This window comes from Variovorax sp. P1_G12, from assembly GCF_056405555.1.
The window spans coordinates 39,639-53,168 of the sequence record NZ_JBFUBW010000032.1; the positions used below are offsets into that span (position 1 = coordinate 39,639).

The following is a 13,530-nucleotide window of genomic DNA, read 5'->3' on the forward strand; positions in this document are numbered from 1 at the left end:
TCGCACGGCGTCGAACTGAGGAACTCGATGCCTTGGCGTCGTCCGGTCAATGCGACTTGCGCGAGTTCCTCGGCGGGATCCTCCGGGTTTTGTCGCGTTAAGCCGGTCGAGGCGGACGAAGTCCGGCAGTTTCGGGTCAACGGACGGCGAGACTGTAGAAGTATTCAGCATCTGAAAATGCCAGGCCACCGGGGCAGCGCAGCTGCCCCTTCTTGACCATGTGCATGGTCTCGATGCCGGCGATCAGCCGGGCAGCACAGTCAAAGGACTTGAATCCCATCATCGGTCGGATTCGCCGCTTGATGCTCCGATGGTCCTGCGCGACAAGATTGTTCAGGTACTTGGACTGCCGAAGTTCGATGGTGACGCCTCCATCGGCGATCAGACCCCGCACGGCGGCGGTGTTGGCACCGCTCTTGTCGATGGTGATCTTCTCGGGCACATCGTGCTGGCCGATCGCGCGCTCGAAGCACCGGCGTGCGGCCGCCGCGTCACGGCGCGCGGTCAGCAGGAAGTCAACCGTCTGGCCCAGCCGATCGACGGCTCGGTACAGATACTTCCACTGGCCACCGACGAGCACGTAGGTCTCGTCGACGCGCCACGAGCGCCCCACCGGGTGCTTGCGCCGACGAAACACCTTGCCCAGCACCGGCAGCATCTTCAGTGACCAGCGGTGGACAGTGGCGTGGTCGACCAGCACACCGCGCTCGGCCATCATCTCTTCCAGGTTGCGCAGGCTCAAAGGGTAGGCCGCGTACCAGCGAATGCACACGAGCATGATCTCCAGCGGGAAATGCAAACGCCTGAAGACCCCTCGCAGGGTCGAGTTCGCAAGTTGGACGTGCAGCGGTACCATTGCTGCATTGTGGCCGACCGACTATCGCGACAGAACCGCAGGGCGGGCATGTGATCGGCATCGGCCACTCCGACGCCCAGGCCGGCGGCCACGCGGGTGAGGTAGCCAGTCAATGAGCGCGCCTCGCCGGCGATCGTCGGACGCAATGAATACCGCTCCAGTATCGCTTCCATCTGCCGGCACAACCCCGGGCGGTAGGCCGCATGGCAAGCGATGGCGGAAAGAGACAAGAGCTCGGCCAGGGAAATCACCTCGCGCCCAGCGAGTTCATGGACCAGCGGTAGCAGCGCCACGATGGGGCTCACCCAAGCTGGCTGCTGGGCAATGGCTTCGTCGTCCGGTAGGCCGAAGGAAAAGCCCACGTCCACCTCTTCGTTGCGCAGCGCGGCGAGCAGTTCCGTCGTGCGCATTTCCGTGAGTTCCAGCGGGATGCTGGGGGAAACGGCCTGCCAGCGGGCCAGACATTCAGCCAGCTGCTGCGCGGTGCTGTCGTCCACGCCAATGCGCAAGGGCTCGCGGTGGCAGGCGTCGGTTTCTCGAACGACGCGCTTGATGCGCTCCAGGCGAATAAAAAGCCCGCGCGCATGATTGAGCAATTTGATCCCGGCCGGTGTGAGCTGGAGCCTGCGCGGTGAGCGGATGAAGAGCACCACACCCAGCCGTTCTTCCAGGTCCCGGATAGTGCGCGACAGCGGGGTCTGGTCGATGTGAATGCGCTCGGCTGCGCGGCGGAAGTTGAGTGCCTCGGCGACAGCAATGAAATAGCGCAGAAGCCGCAGTTCGATCATCGGATATTGACTAAGTCCAAACGAGGCACCGTCGGAGGCGCTCAAGGATCACCACGACGCCCTGGCCACCGCCGATGCATATGGGTCACGAGTGCGTAGCGGCCCCGGATGGCATGCCTGCTGCCGAACGCCGATGACGCGGCAGAAAGCGCGTGATGGCTTCGGGTTGCAACTTTCATGGCAAAGGGCCGACGTGCGTAACGACGCCGTACCGGCCAAGCACTCGCTCACCGGCATTGACGGTGGAGGCAGCAGTCGGTGCGTCAGCGCTTCGCCACCCGAGGCAGTTCACCAAACCGTTCCTTGTAATAACGGGCAAAAAGTCCGGGATTAGAAAACTGCCATTTGTGTGCCACCTGCGTGACCGAGGTCAGGCCGCCCCCAACGCGCAGGTCATGGCGCGCAGCGTGGAGCCTTTGATCGAGGGTGTAGCGCCACGGCGGTCGCCCAAAGTGCTTGACAAAGCCAAGCGTCAGCGCGCGCACCCCAATGCACGCTGCCGCGGCGATGTCCACGACACTGATAGGCTCGGCCAGATTCTCATCGATGAACTCGCACGCGCGCCGGAGCGAGCGCGGCAGAGCGATCTCGTGGTCGAGGTACTTGGAGTATGAGTGCGACCATAGCGTGAGCAATTCGAGCAGAAACCAGTGCGTGCGCGCGCGTTCGAGCACCTGGTTCGGGTGCATCGGCTCTTCATGCAGGACATCGAGCATGGCTCGCAAGCGCCTGGCTTGGCTCGTATCGCCCGCGATCCTGGGCGAGAAAGCAGGCACGCTGTCGACTTCGATGCCGAGCAGCGCTTGGGTGGAGCGCAGCAATGCGGACGTTGGAATGCAGGTGTTGCGCAAGTCGCCAGGCGGCGTGATCTCCACTCGGCCGCACCATTCGGGGCGAAAAACGATCAAGTCTCGCGAGCGAAACGCTTGCTCTCCTAGAACGCCGTCGCAACTCCGCGGTTCGGTGATGATCAACGACTCCCGCGTTTCGTCCACATCCCAAACCATGCTGGTGTTGTACGACACGCCGCCGAGCAACAGTCCTCCGGAAGACTTGCCGAAAATCGATACGTCCAGCGGTCCGGCGCCAAAGGACTTGACCTTGTGGTGCGCGAACAATCGAGTTGTCACGGCGACGACCTGATTGATGTCGCCGGTTCTCAGCCGCAATGGTTCAGGCTCCGCGGTTTTTCGATCCTTGTACATACCCACTCCATCGACACCCGGTAGGATGCCGGGCATCTTGTGGAGCCGTCAAGCCCACTCGTCTCCATACTCTCAGCGGACGATCGTCTGCAGGAAGGTCAGCGTATCAGCCGTTCCGCGCGGAACGATGCTCTGGTGGCTGGCACCCGGGAAAAGCTTGTACGTGACGGCGGGCGAGCCAGCCGTACGTAGTTCGCCCACAAAGTCGTCCACCATCGGCTGAAGCACGGCCGCGTCGGCGCTGCCCTGCAGGATCAACGTGGGCTTGCGCAGCATGAAGCCAGGCATCACGCCAGGATCGTTGGCCGCCAGAAACGCGCTCATGGCGGGGTCTGCGGCCCAATCGGATTTGAAGCCGTTGAACGCGGCCGGGGTCTTCGAAGCCACCGCAGCGCCAACTGCACCGAAAGCCGCGAAGATGCAACTGTTCTTCAGTGTCGGCATCATCGCGAGCAAGTCGGAACCCATCACCTTGCTCGCGTCGAAGCCCGGTTGTTGCGCGATCAGACCAGTGGTCATCATGCCAACCAACAAGTTCTGGAAGACCACGTAGTTCGCCGCATTGCTTGGGTCGCTGGCTGCATTGGCGCTCAGCAGGTCGACCTCATGGCGGATGGAGACGAAGGGCGCTATCGCGACGGCCCCTTTGTAGTCGAGCTCAGGGGCCTCGCCGGCGAATTTCTCCACGGCGACTGCGGCATGTCCCCCGTCGGAGTGGCCAACGACGGCCCAATTCTTCGACAGGCCGGGCACCGACTTGTAGGCAGCCCGGGTGGCGGCGACTAGCGAGCGGCTCAAGCTCGAGAAGCTGTAGTAGGGATAGGGGGCTTGAGCCTCCGTGCCCAAGCCTTCGAAGTCAGGTGCCACCACGGCATAGCCAGCACTCACCAGTGCCGCAATCAGGTCCGCATAGCCGCTGGGCTCCACGCCAAGCACAGCGCCTTCCGTTGTTAGGTTGCCGTCGAGCGCGGCGGGCTTCAGGCTCGGGGCGCACGACGGCTGTCCGACTGTCGTCGTCCCGTGCGCCCATGTCACGACAGGCCAGCCGCCCACAGGTGGCGAACCCTTCGGCACGAACACCAGACTGGTCGCGCGGATCAGGCTTCCATTGAGCCCAGGCATGAGATGAACCAGCAGCTTTCCGTCTCCATTGACTCCCGGCGCTACATATGCCGTCGAAGAGAGCACGTCGCCCGATTGCGGCTCGGGGATTTGCGGCACGGGGCGGTCACCACCGCCCCCGCATCCCACGAACAGCACGACGGCGAGCCACAGAGGCAAGTTCCTTGCCGCACGGAGTGCCTTGGACCAGAAAGACAAACGCATGCGTTCCCCTCCAATGTGATGGGTGACAGGCTCCGGCAGAACATCCACCGGCTTACCGGAGGGGAATACTAGAAAGGCGTCCGCTCAAGCGATATTCGAAAGAGGAAGCGGCGCTGTCCAAAATGGGAAAAGGTGCTTGGCGATCCCGAGCAGGGAGTTGGGCCAGTTCGGGGCGTTCGATGCCAAACGCTGCCCTGAATCGCCAGTCAAGAGCCAGCCGAGCCCCGACGAGATGGGCCACCAAGGAGCAAGAACAGTTGTGGCGCGATGTTCATGCGCCGTCCGCCTCGCTCCCTGCCGAGAGCTTCTCGTACAAAGCCGCACGAGAGATCCCGAGCAGCCGCGCGGCGGCAGCCTTGTTGCCCTTGGTGGCGGCGAGGGCCACACGAATGCTCTGAGCCTGGGCCTCCGCCATGGCCTGATGCAGCGGCTTGACCGCTGCTCCGGTGTCTGAGCTGGAGACGGCGGAAGGCGCGGAGTCGTTGGCCGGCATGACATCGCCGGCATGCCCGCGTGGCACAGGCTGCCCCGGCTTGGCTGCCGCTTGAAGCACTCGCTCGAAGTGCAGTGCCTCGAGCACGAGGTCGTCGGTCATCAGCGACGCCTGCTCCAGCACGTTGCGCAACTCGCGTACATTTCCCGGCCACGGCCGCCCTGCCAACAGCTCCATGGCGTCGGGTCCGACCGCCCTCGGTGCCAGCGCGCTCCGGCGTGCGATGTCTTCCGACAACGTGTCCACCAGGTCGGGCAGGTCTTCCAGCCGCTCGCGCAGCGGCGGCAGGCGGATCGGCATGACGTTGAGCCGGTAGTAGAGGTCTGCGCGGAAGCGTCCGTCCTCCACCATCGCCTCGAGGTCGCGGCTCGTTGCGGAGACGATGCGCACATCGACCCGCTCGACGCGGTTGCTGCCGAGAGGCTCGATCTCCTGCTCCTGCAGGACCCGCAGCAGCTTGCTCTGCAGTTCCATCGGCATATCGCCGATCTCGTCGAGGAACAGCGTGCCGCCATCGGCCAACTTGAACTTGCCATCGCGCCCCTTACGGTCGGCACCCGTGTAGGCACCCGGCGCCACGCCGAAGAACTCGGCCTCCAACAGTGTGTCTGGGATAGCAGCGATATTGACACTGACAAAGCGGCCGACGGAACGCCGGCTCGCGGCATGCACAGCATGCGCAAGGAGCTCCTTGCCCGTGCCCGTCTCACCAAGAAGCAGCACCGTGGTGTCGGTGGCAGCGACACGCCGCACCTGGCGCTTCACCTCTGCGACCGCAGCGCTGCTGCCAACGAAGCTGGCGAGGGAATACTTCGGACGCCGCTCGACCGCCAGTCTGCGCCGGGTATCCTCGAGTTCGCGCTGCAGATCGACCAGCTTGCCGATCAGCGGCTGCATTGCCCCATTGGGCTGGTCGGCGAGCACCAGAGCCACCCCGCCGATAACGTTGCCCTGCTCGTTGCGCAGGGGCAGCCGGCTGACAAGGAAGGCGCCATACTGGTTGGTCAGCAAATCGACGACCACGGGCATACCCGTGTCGATCACCTTGCCCATGAGCGAGTTGGGCACGACTTCCTCGATCCGTCGGCCAATGACGCCGGAGTCTGCGAACGGGCCGAGTGCGATGAAGCGCCGGTAGCCCTCGTTGAACCAGACGATGCGGTGCTCGCGGTCCATCACCACCATTCCCATCACCGCTTCGGCGAACGTGGCAAACATGCGCTGCGCGGCGAGCTGGAGCACACCGCCAGGGTCGAGTGCGTCGGTGGGGTCGAGATCGGGTGTCATGGCGTCCGTCGAGTGTAGCGGGCTGCGGGCCGCTTGCTAAGTTGACCTCACAGTGCCGCAACCGTCCGGCCAACAGGACAGTTGTCTGGTGTGTCGGCCACCCGGACATGGCGGCATGTCAACCGCTCAGGACAGCACGACGGCCTCCTGACGCCGCGCCGCAATGCGCCCCCTTGCAGCCACAGCACGCTCAGCCCGTGGCATGGGCCTTGCAGTCCACCGACCGGCTTGACCATAAATTAAGGAGACTCCCATGCCATCGAACACGCGCCGCCACGTCACCGCGGTCGCCATCGCCGCGCTGCTGACCGGCCTTATTTCGCCAGCTTCCGCCCAGGCACCAAAGGAAATCCGGATCGCGCAGATCCATAGCCTCACCGGGCCGCTGGAGGCCTACGGCAAGCAGGCGCAGACCGGCTTCCAACTGGGCCTTGAATACGCCACCGGCGGCACCATGGCCGTGGCTGGCCGCAAGCTCGTCGTGATCGAGCGCGACGACCAGGGCAAGCCCGACGTGGGCAAGAACTTGCTGGCCGCCGCCTACTCCGACGACAAGGCCGACATCGCGGTCGGCGCCACGTCGTCCGCCGTCGCGCTGGCCATGCTGCCGGTGGCCGAGGAATTCAAGAAGGTCTTCCTCGTCGAGACGGCGGTTGCCGACTCCATCACCGGCGAGCGCTGGAACAAGTACGTCTTCCGCACCGCGCGCAACAGCTCGCAGGACGCGATCGCCAACGCCGTCGCGCTCGACAAGGACAACGTGCACATCGCCACGCTGGCGCAGGACTATGCATTCGGCCGCGACGGCATCAAGGCCTTCAAGGAAGCGCTGAAGAAGTCCCGCATCGTGCACGAGGAATACCTGCCGATGACGACCACCGACTTCACCGCGGGTGCCCAGCGCATCATCCAGGCACTCAAGGACAAGCCCGGCCGCAAGATCATCTACGTCTACTGGGCCGGCGCCGGCAACCCCCTGAAGATCGCGGACATGGACCTGAAACGCTACGGAATCGAGATCTCGACCGTCAGCACCACCTTGCAGGGGATGGTCCCCTACAAGCAGCTGGCCGGCATGGAAGGGTCGACCTTCTACTACTTCGGCATTCCCAAGAACAAGGTCAACGAGTGGCTCGTCGCGAACCACTACGGCCGCTACAAGGCTCCGCCAGATTTCTTCACTCTCGACGGCTTCAATGCCGCCGTGGCAGTGGTCGAGGCGCTCAAGCGCACGAACGGCGACACCAGCACCAACAAGCTGATCGCAGCCATGGAAGGCATGAGTTTCGAGTCGCCCAAGGGCAAGATCACGCTGCGCAAGGAAGACCACCAGGCGATGCACTCGATGTACCACACGCGCATCAAGGACGACCCCGCGCTCGCCTGGGGCGTGCCGGAATTGATTCGGGAAATCAGGCCCGAAGAGATGAACATCCCGATCCGCAACCAGCAATAAGCGCTTTGGAATGAGGCGCTCCCCCGGCGCTTCTGAACCACCGGACTAGCAGGAACGGGGCCGGCCCGTCGTTCAGCGCATGCGGCGTCGGCAAAAAAAATGAGTTAGGAGACTTGCAATGAAATTTCACGCGCTTCTTGGCTTGGCCCTGGCCGTCTCGGCCCTGGTGACATCGCCTCCGGCTCAAGCGGTTGCTGTCGCGCTGCCGTCCTTCAATGTGGACACCAGCCAGACCACGGTGTCGGGCATGTCTTCGGGCGGCTATATGGCCAGCCAATTGGGCTATGCCTTCTCGGCCACCTTCAAGGGCGTTGGCGTGTTCACCGGCGGTCCGTACAGCTGCGGCGGGCACTATTACTCCACCAACTGCATGAGCAATGCCGTGGTCAGCGCCAGCATGATCAACACCATGCAGGCCGACATCAACAACTGGAGCAGCACGACCATCGACGACAAGGTCAATGTGGCCAAGCAGAAGGTCTTCCTGTGGGTAGGCAATAGTGACACGACCGTCGGTCCGAACGAGATGAACGCGGTCAATACGTTGTACCAGAACAATGGCGTGACGACGGCCAACCTCGACTACATCAAGCGCGACAACACCGCCCATGTAATGCCGACCGATTTCGATGCGACCGGCAACAATGCATGCAACAACTCGGCCTCGCCCTACATCAGCAACTGCGGCTACGACGGCGCCAAGGCCGCTCTAAGCAAGTTCTACGGCACGCTGAATGCGCGCAACGACGCGCCCGCGGCCGGCAATTACATCGAGTTCGACCAGAGCGCGTTCATCAACAGCAATCCGGGCATGGCCGCCAGCGGCTGGCTCTATGTACCGGCCAACTGCGCGACCGGCGCCGTCTGCAAGCTCCATGTGGTCCTGCATGGCTGCGCGCAAAACTACGCCACCATCGGCGACAAATACCTCAAGAACACCGGCTATACCCGCTGGGCCGACACCAACAGCATCATCGTGCTGTTCCCGCAGACGAAGAACGACAGCACCTATCGCATGACGGCAGCCAGCGGCTCGCTCGCCAACACCGGCGGCTGCTGGGACTGGCTCGGCTGGTACGGCTCGAACTTCGCGCAGAAGGCCGGCACACAGATGACCGCCATCAAGGCGATGGTGGACAAAGTGTCCGCAGGCGCAAGCGGCGGCGGCACGCTGCCCGCGCCGGTGGGCGTGGGCACCTCGAACGCAAGCGCCAGCAGCATGACGATCAGCTGGGCTTCGGTCAGCGGCGCCAGCAGCTACAAAGTCTACCGCGACGGTGCGCTGGTCACGGCCTCGCCGGTCGCTGCCAGCCCTTACAACGACAGCGGTCTGTCTGCGGACACCACCTACAGCTGGACTGTGCGCGCGATCGATGCCAACGGGGCCGAAGGCGCGACATCCGCATCGGCCTCGGGTACGACCACCCGCAGCGATAACAGCTGCTACACGGCCTCCAACCTCGCCCACACGACGGCGGGCCGTGCCTATGCGAATTACGGCTACACCTTTGCGTACGGTTCCCTGCAAAACTTGGGTCTGTGGAACAGCACGGTCATCACCACGCTGAAGAAGACGGGGCCCAGCTACTACGTGGTCGGCACTTGTCCTTGATCTTGTCCCTGATAGAGAATCATGCTTGAAACCAAGAACCTAACGATTCGTTTCGGCGGACACGTGGCTGTCAACGCCGTGTCCTGCCGCTTTGCGCCGGGCACGCTGACCGCCATCGTCGGCCCCAACGGCGCCGGCAAGACGACCTACTTCAACCTGATCTCCGGCCAGTTGCCGGCCACCGAAGGCGAGGTGTGGCTGAACGGCGAGGACGTGAGCCGCTTGCCCGCGCCGCTGCGCGCGCGGCGCGGGCTGGGCCGCGCGTTCCAACTCACGCAACTGTTCCCGCACCTCACCGCGCAGGAGAATGTGCGCCTCGCAGTGCAGGCGCGCGAGTCGGGCCGCCACGGCGGCGGCTTCGACCTCGCGCACGTGTGGCTGGACCGGCGCGCCTGGATCGACGAGGCGCAGTCCCTCCTTGAGACGGTGCGTCTGCTCGACAAGGCCAACGTGCTCGCCAGCGCGCTGGCCCACGGCGACCAGCGCAAGCTGGAGGTCGCGCTCCTGATCGCACTCGATCCCAAGGTCTACATGTTCGACGAGCCGACGGCGGGAATGAGCGTGGACGAAGTACCGGTGATCCTGGACCTCGTGCGGCAGCTCAAGCAGCGACGCGATTGCGCGGTCCTGCTCGTGGAACACAAGATGGACGTGGTGCGCGAGCTGGCCGACCGCATCGTCGTCCTGCACAACGGGCAGTTGGTGGCCGACGGCGAGCCCGGCGCGGTGATGGCGTCGGCCGTCGTGCAACAAGCCTATCTCGGCGTCGTGCCACAGGAGCAGCCCGCATGACCGCCTTGCTGCAATTGAAGGATGTCCACACGCACATCGGTGCCTATCACATCCTCCACGGCGTGGACCTGGAGGTGCGAGAGGGCAATGTCACCATGCTCCTGGGCCGCAACGGTGCCGGCAAGACCACCACGCTGCGAACGATCATGGGCCTCTGGCGTGCCTCGCGCGGTGAGTTGCACTTCCGCAGCGCACAGATCGGGGCGCTGGCCACGCCGGAGATTGCGCGGCTCGGCATCGCCTATGTCCCGGAAAACATGGGGATCTTCGCCGATCTGACGGTCAAGGAGAACCTCGTGCTCGCCGCGCGAGGGGCCGCCACCGCCGACGCGTTGGACGGTGCGCGGCTGGAGTGGGTCCTTTCTCTTTTTGCCGCTCTGAAGAAGTTCTGGCTGTACCCGGCAGGAAAGCTCTCGGGTGGCCAGAAGCAGATGCTCGCGATCGCGCGCGCGATCATCGAGCCGCGCGATCTGCTGCTGATCGACGAGCCCAGCAAGGGGCTTGCGCCGGCGATGGTGCAGAACCTGATTGCCGCGTTCGCCGAGCTGAAGCGGCAGCGCACGACGGTGCTGCTCGTGGAGCAGAACTTCGCCATGGCGAAGGCCATCGGCGACCGCGTCGCCGTGATGGACAACGGGCGCGTCGTGCACACGGGCGCGATGGCCGACCTGGCCGACAACGAAGCGCTGCAGCAGCGGCTGCTCGGCCTTTCTCTAGGAGTACACCAATGACCACCGCCACTTTGCCCGCGCCTTCGGCCGCGGTGCCGCAGGCGCGCTTCGACCTGCGGCCTCTGGCCCTGCTTGCATCACTGGCGGCCCTCGCGCTGCCTGCTGTCGGCCACACCGGCACCTGGGTGACGCTGACCGTCGCCGGCCTGGCGATGGGCATGATCATCTTCCTCGTCGCGTCCGGCCTCACGCTGGTGTTCGGGCTGATGGACGTTCTGAACTTCGGCCACGGCGTGTTCATCGCCTTGGGTGCCTATGTCGCCATGACCACGATGCTGGCGCTGGGCGCCTGGGTCGGCAGCGAATCGCTGTGGCTGAACGCTGCCGCAGTGCTCGCCGCAATGCTCGCCGCCGCGGCAGTGGTTGCGGTCTCCGGGCTCGTCTTCGAGCGGCTGCTGGTGCGTCCCGTCTACGGCATGCCGCTCAGGCAGATCCTGGTCACGATGGGCGGCCTGATCATCGGCGAGGAGCTGATCAAGGTCTTCTGGGGGCCCGACCAGCTGGCCGTGCCGCTGCCGCAGGCGCTGCGCGGCTCCTTCTCATTCGGCGATGCGTCCGTCGAGAAGTACCGGCTGTTGGCGGTCGCTGTCGGCAGCGTTGTTTTCGTGGCGATGTTATGGGTGCTGACCCGCACCAAGGTGGGCCTGCTCGTACGCGCCGGCGTACAGGACCGCGAGATGGTCGAGGCGCTGGGCTACCGGATACGGCGGCTCTTCATCGGCGTGTTCGTCGCCGGTTCGGCACTGGCCGGACTGGGCGGCGCACTTTGGGCGCTGTACCAGCAGAGCGTGGTGCCGCAGATCGGCACTCAGGTGAACGTGCTGATCTTCACCGTCATCATCATCGGCGGACTCGGGTCCACGTTTGGCTGCTTCGTGGGTGCCCTGATGGTGGGCCTGGTCGCCAACTACGCCGGCTTTCTGATGCCCAAGTTCGCGCTCTTCTCCACCATCGCGCTGATGGTGGCGGTGCTGCTGTGGCGGCCGAACGGCCTTTATCCCGTCGGGCAGCAATGAGGGCAATCACGATGATCGACCGACTGCTCTCCCACGACGTACCGCGCAGCCGCTGGCTCGCCCTGGCGCTGGTTCTCATTGCCATCGCGCTGACTTTCGCCCCGTTCCTCTTTCCCGGCCACAAGGCGCTGGGCGTCGCCGCCAAGGCCCTCATATTCATCCTGCTGGTGGCGAGCTACGACCTGCTGCTCGGCTATACCGGTGTGGTGAGTTTCGCGCACACCATGTTCTTCGGCATCGGCGCCTACGGCGTGGCGATCGCCAGCAGCCGCCTCGGTGCCGGCGCGAGCTCGGTGCTCTTCGGGCTCAGCGCGGCGTTGCTGCTCTCGCTGCTGCTGTCGCTGGCCATCGGCCTCTTCAGCCTGCGGGTGAAGGCGATCTTCTTCGCGATGATCACACTGGCGGTCGCATCGGGCTTCCTCACGCTGGCCTCGCAGTTGAGCCATATCACAGGCGGTGAGGACGGGATCAGCTTCCGCACCCCGGAATGGTTGTCGCCCTCGTTCGAGCCTTTCGAGCAGCCGCTGCTCGGCGTGACGATCGACGGCCGCGTGCTCACTTACTACCTCCTGCTGGTGGTGGTCGCGGCGAGCTTCCTCGCCCTCCTGCGCATCGTCAATTCGCCGTTCGGCCGCGTGCTGCAGGCCATCCGCGAGAACGACTTCCGGGCCGAGGCGCTCGGCTTCCGCACGGTGGCGTATCGCACCGTGTCGAACGTGCTCTCGGCCTTGTTCGCTACGCTCGCCGGCGCGCTGCTCGCGTTGTGGCTGCGCTACACCGGGCCGGACACCACGCTGTCGTTCGAGATCATGCTCGACGTGCTGCTCATCGTCGTGATCGGCGGCATGGGAACGATGTATGGCGCGGTGGTCGGCGCGGCACTGTTCGTGCTGGCGCAGAACTACCTGCAGGATCTGCTGAAAGTCGGCGGTTCGGTGCTGAGCGGCCTGCCGCTCCTGCCCCAGTTCGTGTCACCGGACCGCTGGCTGCTGTGGCTGGGGATCCTGTTCGTGCTGTCCGTGTACCACTTCCCCAGCGGCATCGTCGGCCGCCTACGCATGTCGCGGCGGTCCGAGCCATGAAGCCGACATCGAATTACCTCCGCTGCGAAGGGCGCGAACTGCATTACACCGAGTGGGCCGGGCCGAACGCCGCGAGCGATGCGGTGATCGCCTGGCACGGCTTCGCTCGCACCGGCCGCGACATGGACGACATCGCTGCGCAGCTGGCGCAACGCTACCGCGTCATCTGCCCCGACACCATCGGACGCGGCCTGTCGCAATGGAGCCCGGACCCTGCGAACGAATACACGCTGCCGTTCTATGTGCGGCTGGCCGCCTCGCTCGTCGACCAGCTCGGGCTACCGCATTTCCACTGGCTCGGCACGTCGATGGGCGGCGCGATCGGCATCCTTGCCGCCGCCACGACGCTCAGAGGCCGGCTGCGCCGGCTGGTGATCAATGACATCGGCCCGTGCCCGGCTCCTGAGGCCGTCGAACGCATCTTCACCTATGCCAGCCGACCACCGGCCTTCGGCAGCGTGAGCGAACTCGAAGCGTACTTCCGCACTGTCTATGCGCCGTACGGTCGCCTCTCTGACGCGCAGTGGCGACGCCTCACGGAAACCTCGGTGCGCCGGTTGCCCGATGGCCGCGTCACTCCGCACTATGACCCGGGGATCGCAATGCAGTTGCAGTCAAGCAGTCCGGAAGGGCTGTGGCCGGCATGGGACAGCCTCGACGTGCCCGTGCTTTGCCTGCGTGGCGCGCACTCGGACTTGTTGCTGCCGGACGCCGCGGAGCAGATGCGCACGCGCGGACCGCTCGCGGTGGTGGTCGAGATCCAGGGATGCGGCCATGCGCCCGCGTTGAACACGCCGGAGCAGTTTGCGTTGGTCGAACGTTTCCTGGCCGGAGATGCCCGATTGTCGTAGGCTGCTCGGCCAAATGGCGCGGTGACAACGGGCCG

At 64.7% G+C, this 13,530-nt stretch carries 12 protein-coding genes; 7 read left to right on the forward strand and 5 right to left on the reverse strand.

All coding sequences use genetic code 11. The annotated features are described in order from the left end of the window. Positions 1–136: 136 nt before the first annotated feature. The 5 genes from AC1D2O_RS29270 to AC1D2O_RS29290 all read right to left on the reverse strand — a co-directional run bounded on the left by AC1D2O_RS29270 (position 137) and on the right by AC1D2O_RS29290 (position 5,955). Positions 137–856, reverse strand: a complete 720-nt coding sequence (locus tag AC1D2O_RS29270; protein ID WP_477650152.1) for an IS6 family transposase — start codon at positions 854–856, stop codon at positions 137–139. Further along, positions 739–1,644 carry a LysR family transcriptional regulator gene (locus AC1D2O_RS29275; RefSeq protein ID WP_478158328.1) on the reverse strand — a complete coding sequence of 302 codons (906 nt, stop codon included), beginning with the start codon at positions 1,642–1,644 and terminating at the stop codon, positions 739–741. The genes AC1D2O_RS29270 and AC1D2O_RS29275 overlap by 118 nt, the downstream gene beginning before the upstream one ends. Positions 1,645–1,907: 263 nt before the next feature. After that, complete coding sequence (locus AC1D2O_RS29280; protein WP_478158329.1) at positions 1,908–2,849, reverse strand: AraC family transcriptional regulator; 942 nt, start codon at positions 2,847–2,849, stop codon at positions 1,908–1,910. Between the two features lie 72 nt (positions 2,850–2,921). Further along, positions 2,922–4,175, reverse strand: coding sequence for an alpha/beta hydrolase (locus tag AC1D2O_RS29285; protein ID WP_478158330.1), 1,254 nt, complete (start codon positions 4,173–4,175; stop codon positions 2,922–2,924). 271 nt (positions 4,176–4,446) lie between these two features. Then, positions 4,447–5,955 (reverse strand): sigma-54 interaction domain-containing protein, encoded by a 1,509-nt coding sequence (locus AC1D2O_RS29290; RefSeq protein ID WP_478158331.1) that lies wholly within the window; start codon positions 5,953–5,955, stop codon positions 4,447–4,449. 253 nt (positions 5,956–6,208) lie between these two features. Here AC1D2O_RS29290 and AC1D2O_RS29295 point away from each other — a divergent pair, with 253 nt between their 5' ends. The 7 genes from AC1D2O_RS29295 (at position 6,209) to AC1D2O_RS29325 (ending at position 13,495) form a co-directional block, all read left to right on the forward strand. Further along, complete coding sequence (locus tag AC1D2O_RS29295) at positions 6,209–7,411, forward strand: substrate-binding domain-containing protein (protein ID WP_478090291.1); 1,203 nt, start codon at positions 6,209–6,211, stop codon at positions 7,409–7,411. Positions 7,412–7,529: 118 nt separating this feature from the next. Further along, on the forward strand, positions 7,530–9,023 hold the full coding sequence (locus AC1D2O_RS29300) for an extracellular catalytic domain type 2 short-chain-length polyhydroxyalkanoate depolymerase (RefSeq protein WP_478090290.1): 1,494 nt from the start codon (positions 7,530–7,532) through the stop codon (positions 9,021–9,023). Positions 9,024–9,044: 21 nt separating this feature from the next. Next, complete coding sequence (locus tag AC1D2O_RS29305; RefSeq protein WP_478090289.1) at positions 9,045–9,815, forward strand: ABC transporter ATP-binding protein; 771 nt, start codon at positions 9,045–9,047, stop codon at positions 9,813–9,815. Continuing rightward, positions 9,812–10,546 carry an ABC transporter ATP-binding protein gene (locus AC1D2O_RS29310; RefSeq protein WP_478090288.1) on the forward strand — a complete coding sequence of 245 codons (735 nt, stop codon included), beginning with the start codon at positions 9,812–9,814 and terminating at the stop codon, positions 10,544–10,546. Before AC1D2O_RS29305 ends, AC1D2O_RS29310 begins: the two co-directional genes overlap by 4 nt. Beyond that, a complete protein-coding gene (locus tag AC1D2O_RS29315) occupies positions 10,543–11,562 on the forward strand; it encodes a branched-chain amino acid ABC transporter permease (RefSeq protein ID WP_478158332.1) in 1,020 nt (339 codons plus the stop codon). The genes AC1D2O_RS29310 and AC1D2O_RS29315 overlap by 4 nt, the downstream gene beginning before the upstream one ends. An 11-nt stretch (positions 11,563–11,573) precedes the next feature. Further along, positions 11,574–12,644 carry a branched-chain amino acid ABC transporter permease gene (locus tag AC1D2O_RS29320; protein WP_478158333.1) on the forward strand — a complete coding sequence of 357 codons (1,071 nt, stop codon included), beginning with the start codon at positions 11,574–11,576 and terminating at the stop codon, positions 12,642–12,644. Continuing rightward, on the forward strand, positions 12,641–13,495 hold the full coding sequence (locus AC1D2O_RS29325; protein ID WP_478090285.1) for an alpha/beta fold hydrolase: 855 nt from the start codon (positions 12,641–12,643) through the stop codon (positions 13,493–13,495). The genes AC1D2O_RS29320 and AC1D2O_RS29325 overlap by 4 nt, the downstream gene beginning before the upstream one ends. Positions 13,496–13,530: the final 35 nt, after the last annotated feature.

What these genes read in the sequence shown, in the direction of transcription:
- AC1D2O_RS29270 (WP_477650152.1), bottom strand. Translation starts at nt 856, where the DNA reads ATGGTACCGCTGCACGTCCAACTTGCGAACTCGACCCTGCGAGGGGTC.
- AC1D2O_RS29275 (WP_478158328.1), bottom strand. Translation starts at nt 1,644, where the DNA reads ATGATCGAACTGCGGCTTCTGCGCTATTTCATTGCTGTCGCCGAGGCA.
- AC1D2O_RS29280 (WP_478158329.1), bottom strand. Translation starts at nt 2,849, where the DNA reads ATGTACAAGGATCGAAAAACCGCGGAGCCTGAACCATTGCGGCTGAGA.
- AC1D2O_RS29285 (WP_478158330.1), bottom strand. Translation starts at nt 4,175, where the DNA reads ATGCGTTTGTCTTTCTGGTCCAAGGCACTCCGTGCGGCAAGGAACTTG.
- AC1D2O_RS29290 (WP_478158331.1), bottom strand. Translation starts at nt 5,955, where the DNA reads ATGACACCCGATCTCGACCCCACCGACGCACTCGACCCTGGCGGTGTG.
- AC1D2O_RS29295 (WP_478090291.1), top strand. Translation starts at nt 6,209, where the DNA reads ATGCCATCGAACACGCGCCGCCACGTCACCGCGGTCGCCATCGCCGCG.
- AC1D2O_RS29300 (WP_478090290.1), top strand. Translation starts at nt 7,530, where the DNA reads ATGAAATTTCACGCGCTTCTTGGCTTGGCCCTGGCCGTCTCGGCCCTG.
- AC1D2O_RS29305 (WP_478090289.1), top strand. Translation starts at nt 9,045, where the DNA reads ATGCTTGAAACCAAGAACCTAACGATTCGTTTCGGCGGACACGTGGCT.
- AC1D2O_RS29310 (WP_478090288.1), top strand. Translation starts at nt 9,812, where the DNA reads ATGACCGCCTTGCTGCAATTGAAGGATGTCCACACGCACATCGGTGCC.
- AC1D2O_RS29315 (WP_478158332.1), top strand. Translation starts at nt 10,543, where the DNA reads ATGACCACCGCCACTTTGCCCGCGCCTTCGGCCGCGGTGCCGCAGGCG.
- AC1D2O_RS29320 (WP_478158333.1), top strand. Translation starts at nt 11,574, where the DNA reads ATGATCGACCGACTGCTCTCCCACGACGTACCGCGCAGCCGCTGGCTC.
- AC1D2O_RS29325 (WP_478090285.1), top strand. Translation starts at nt 12,641, where the DNA reads ATGAAGCCGACATCGAATTACCTCCGCTGCGAAGGGCGCGAACTGCAT.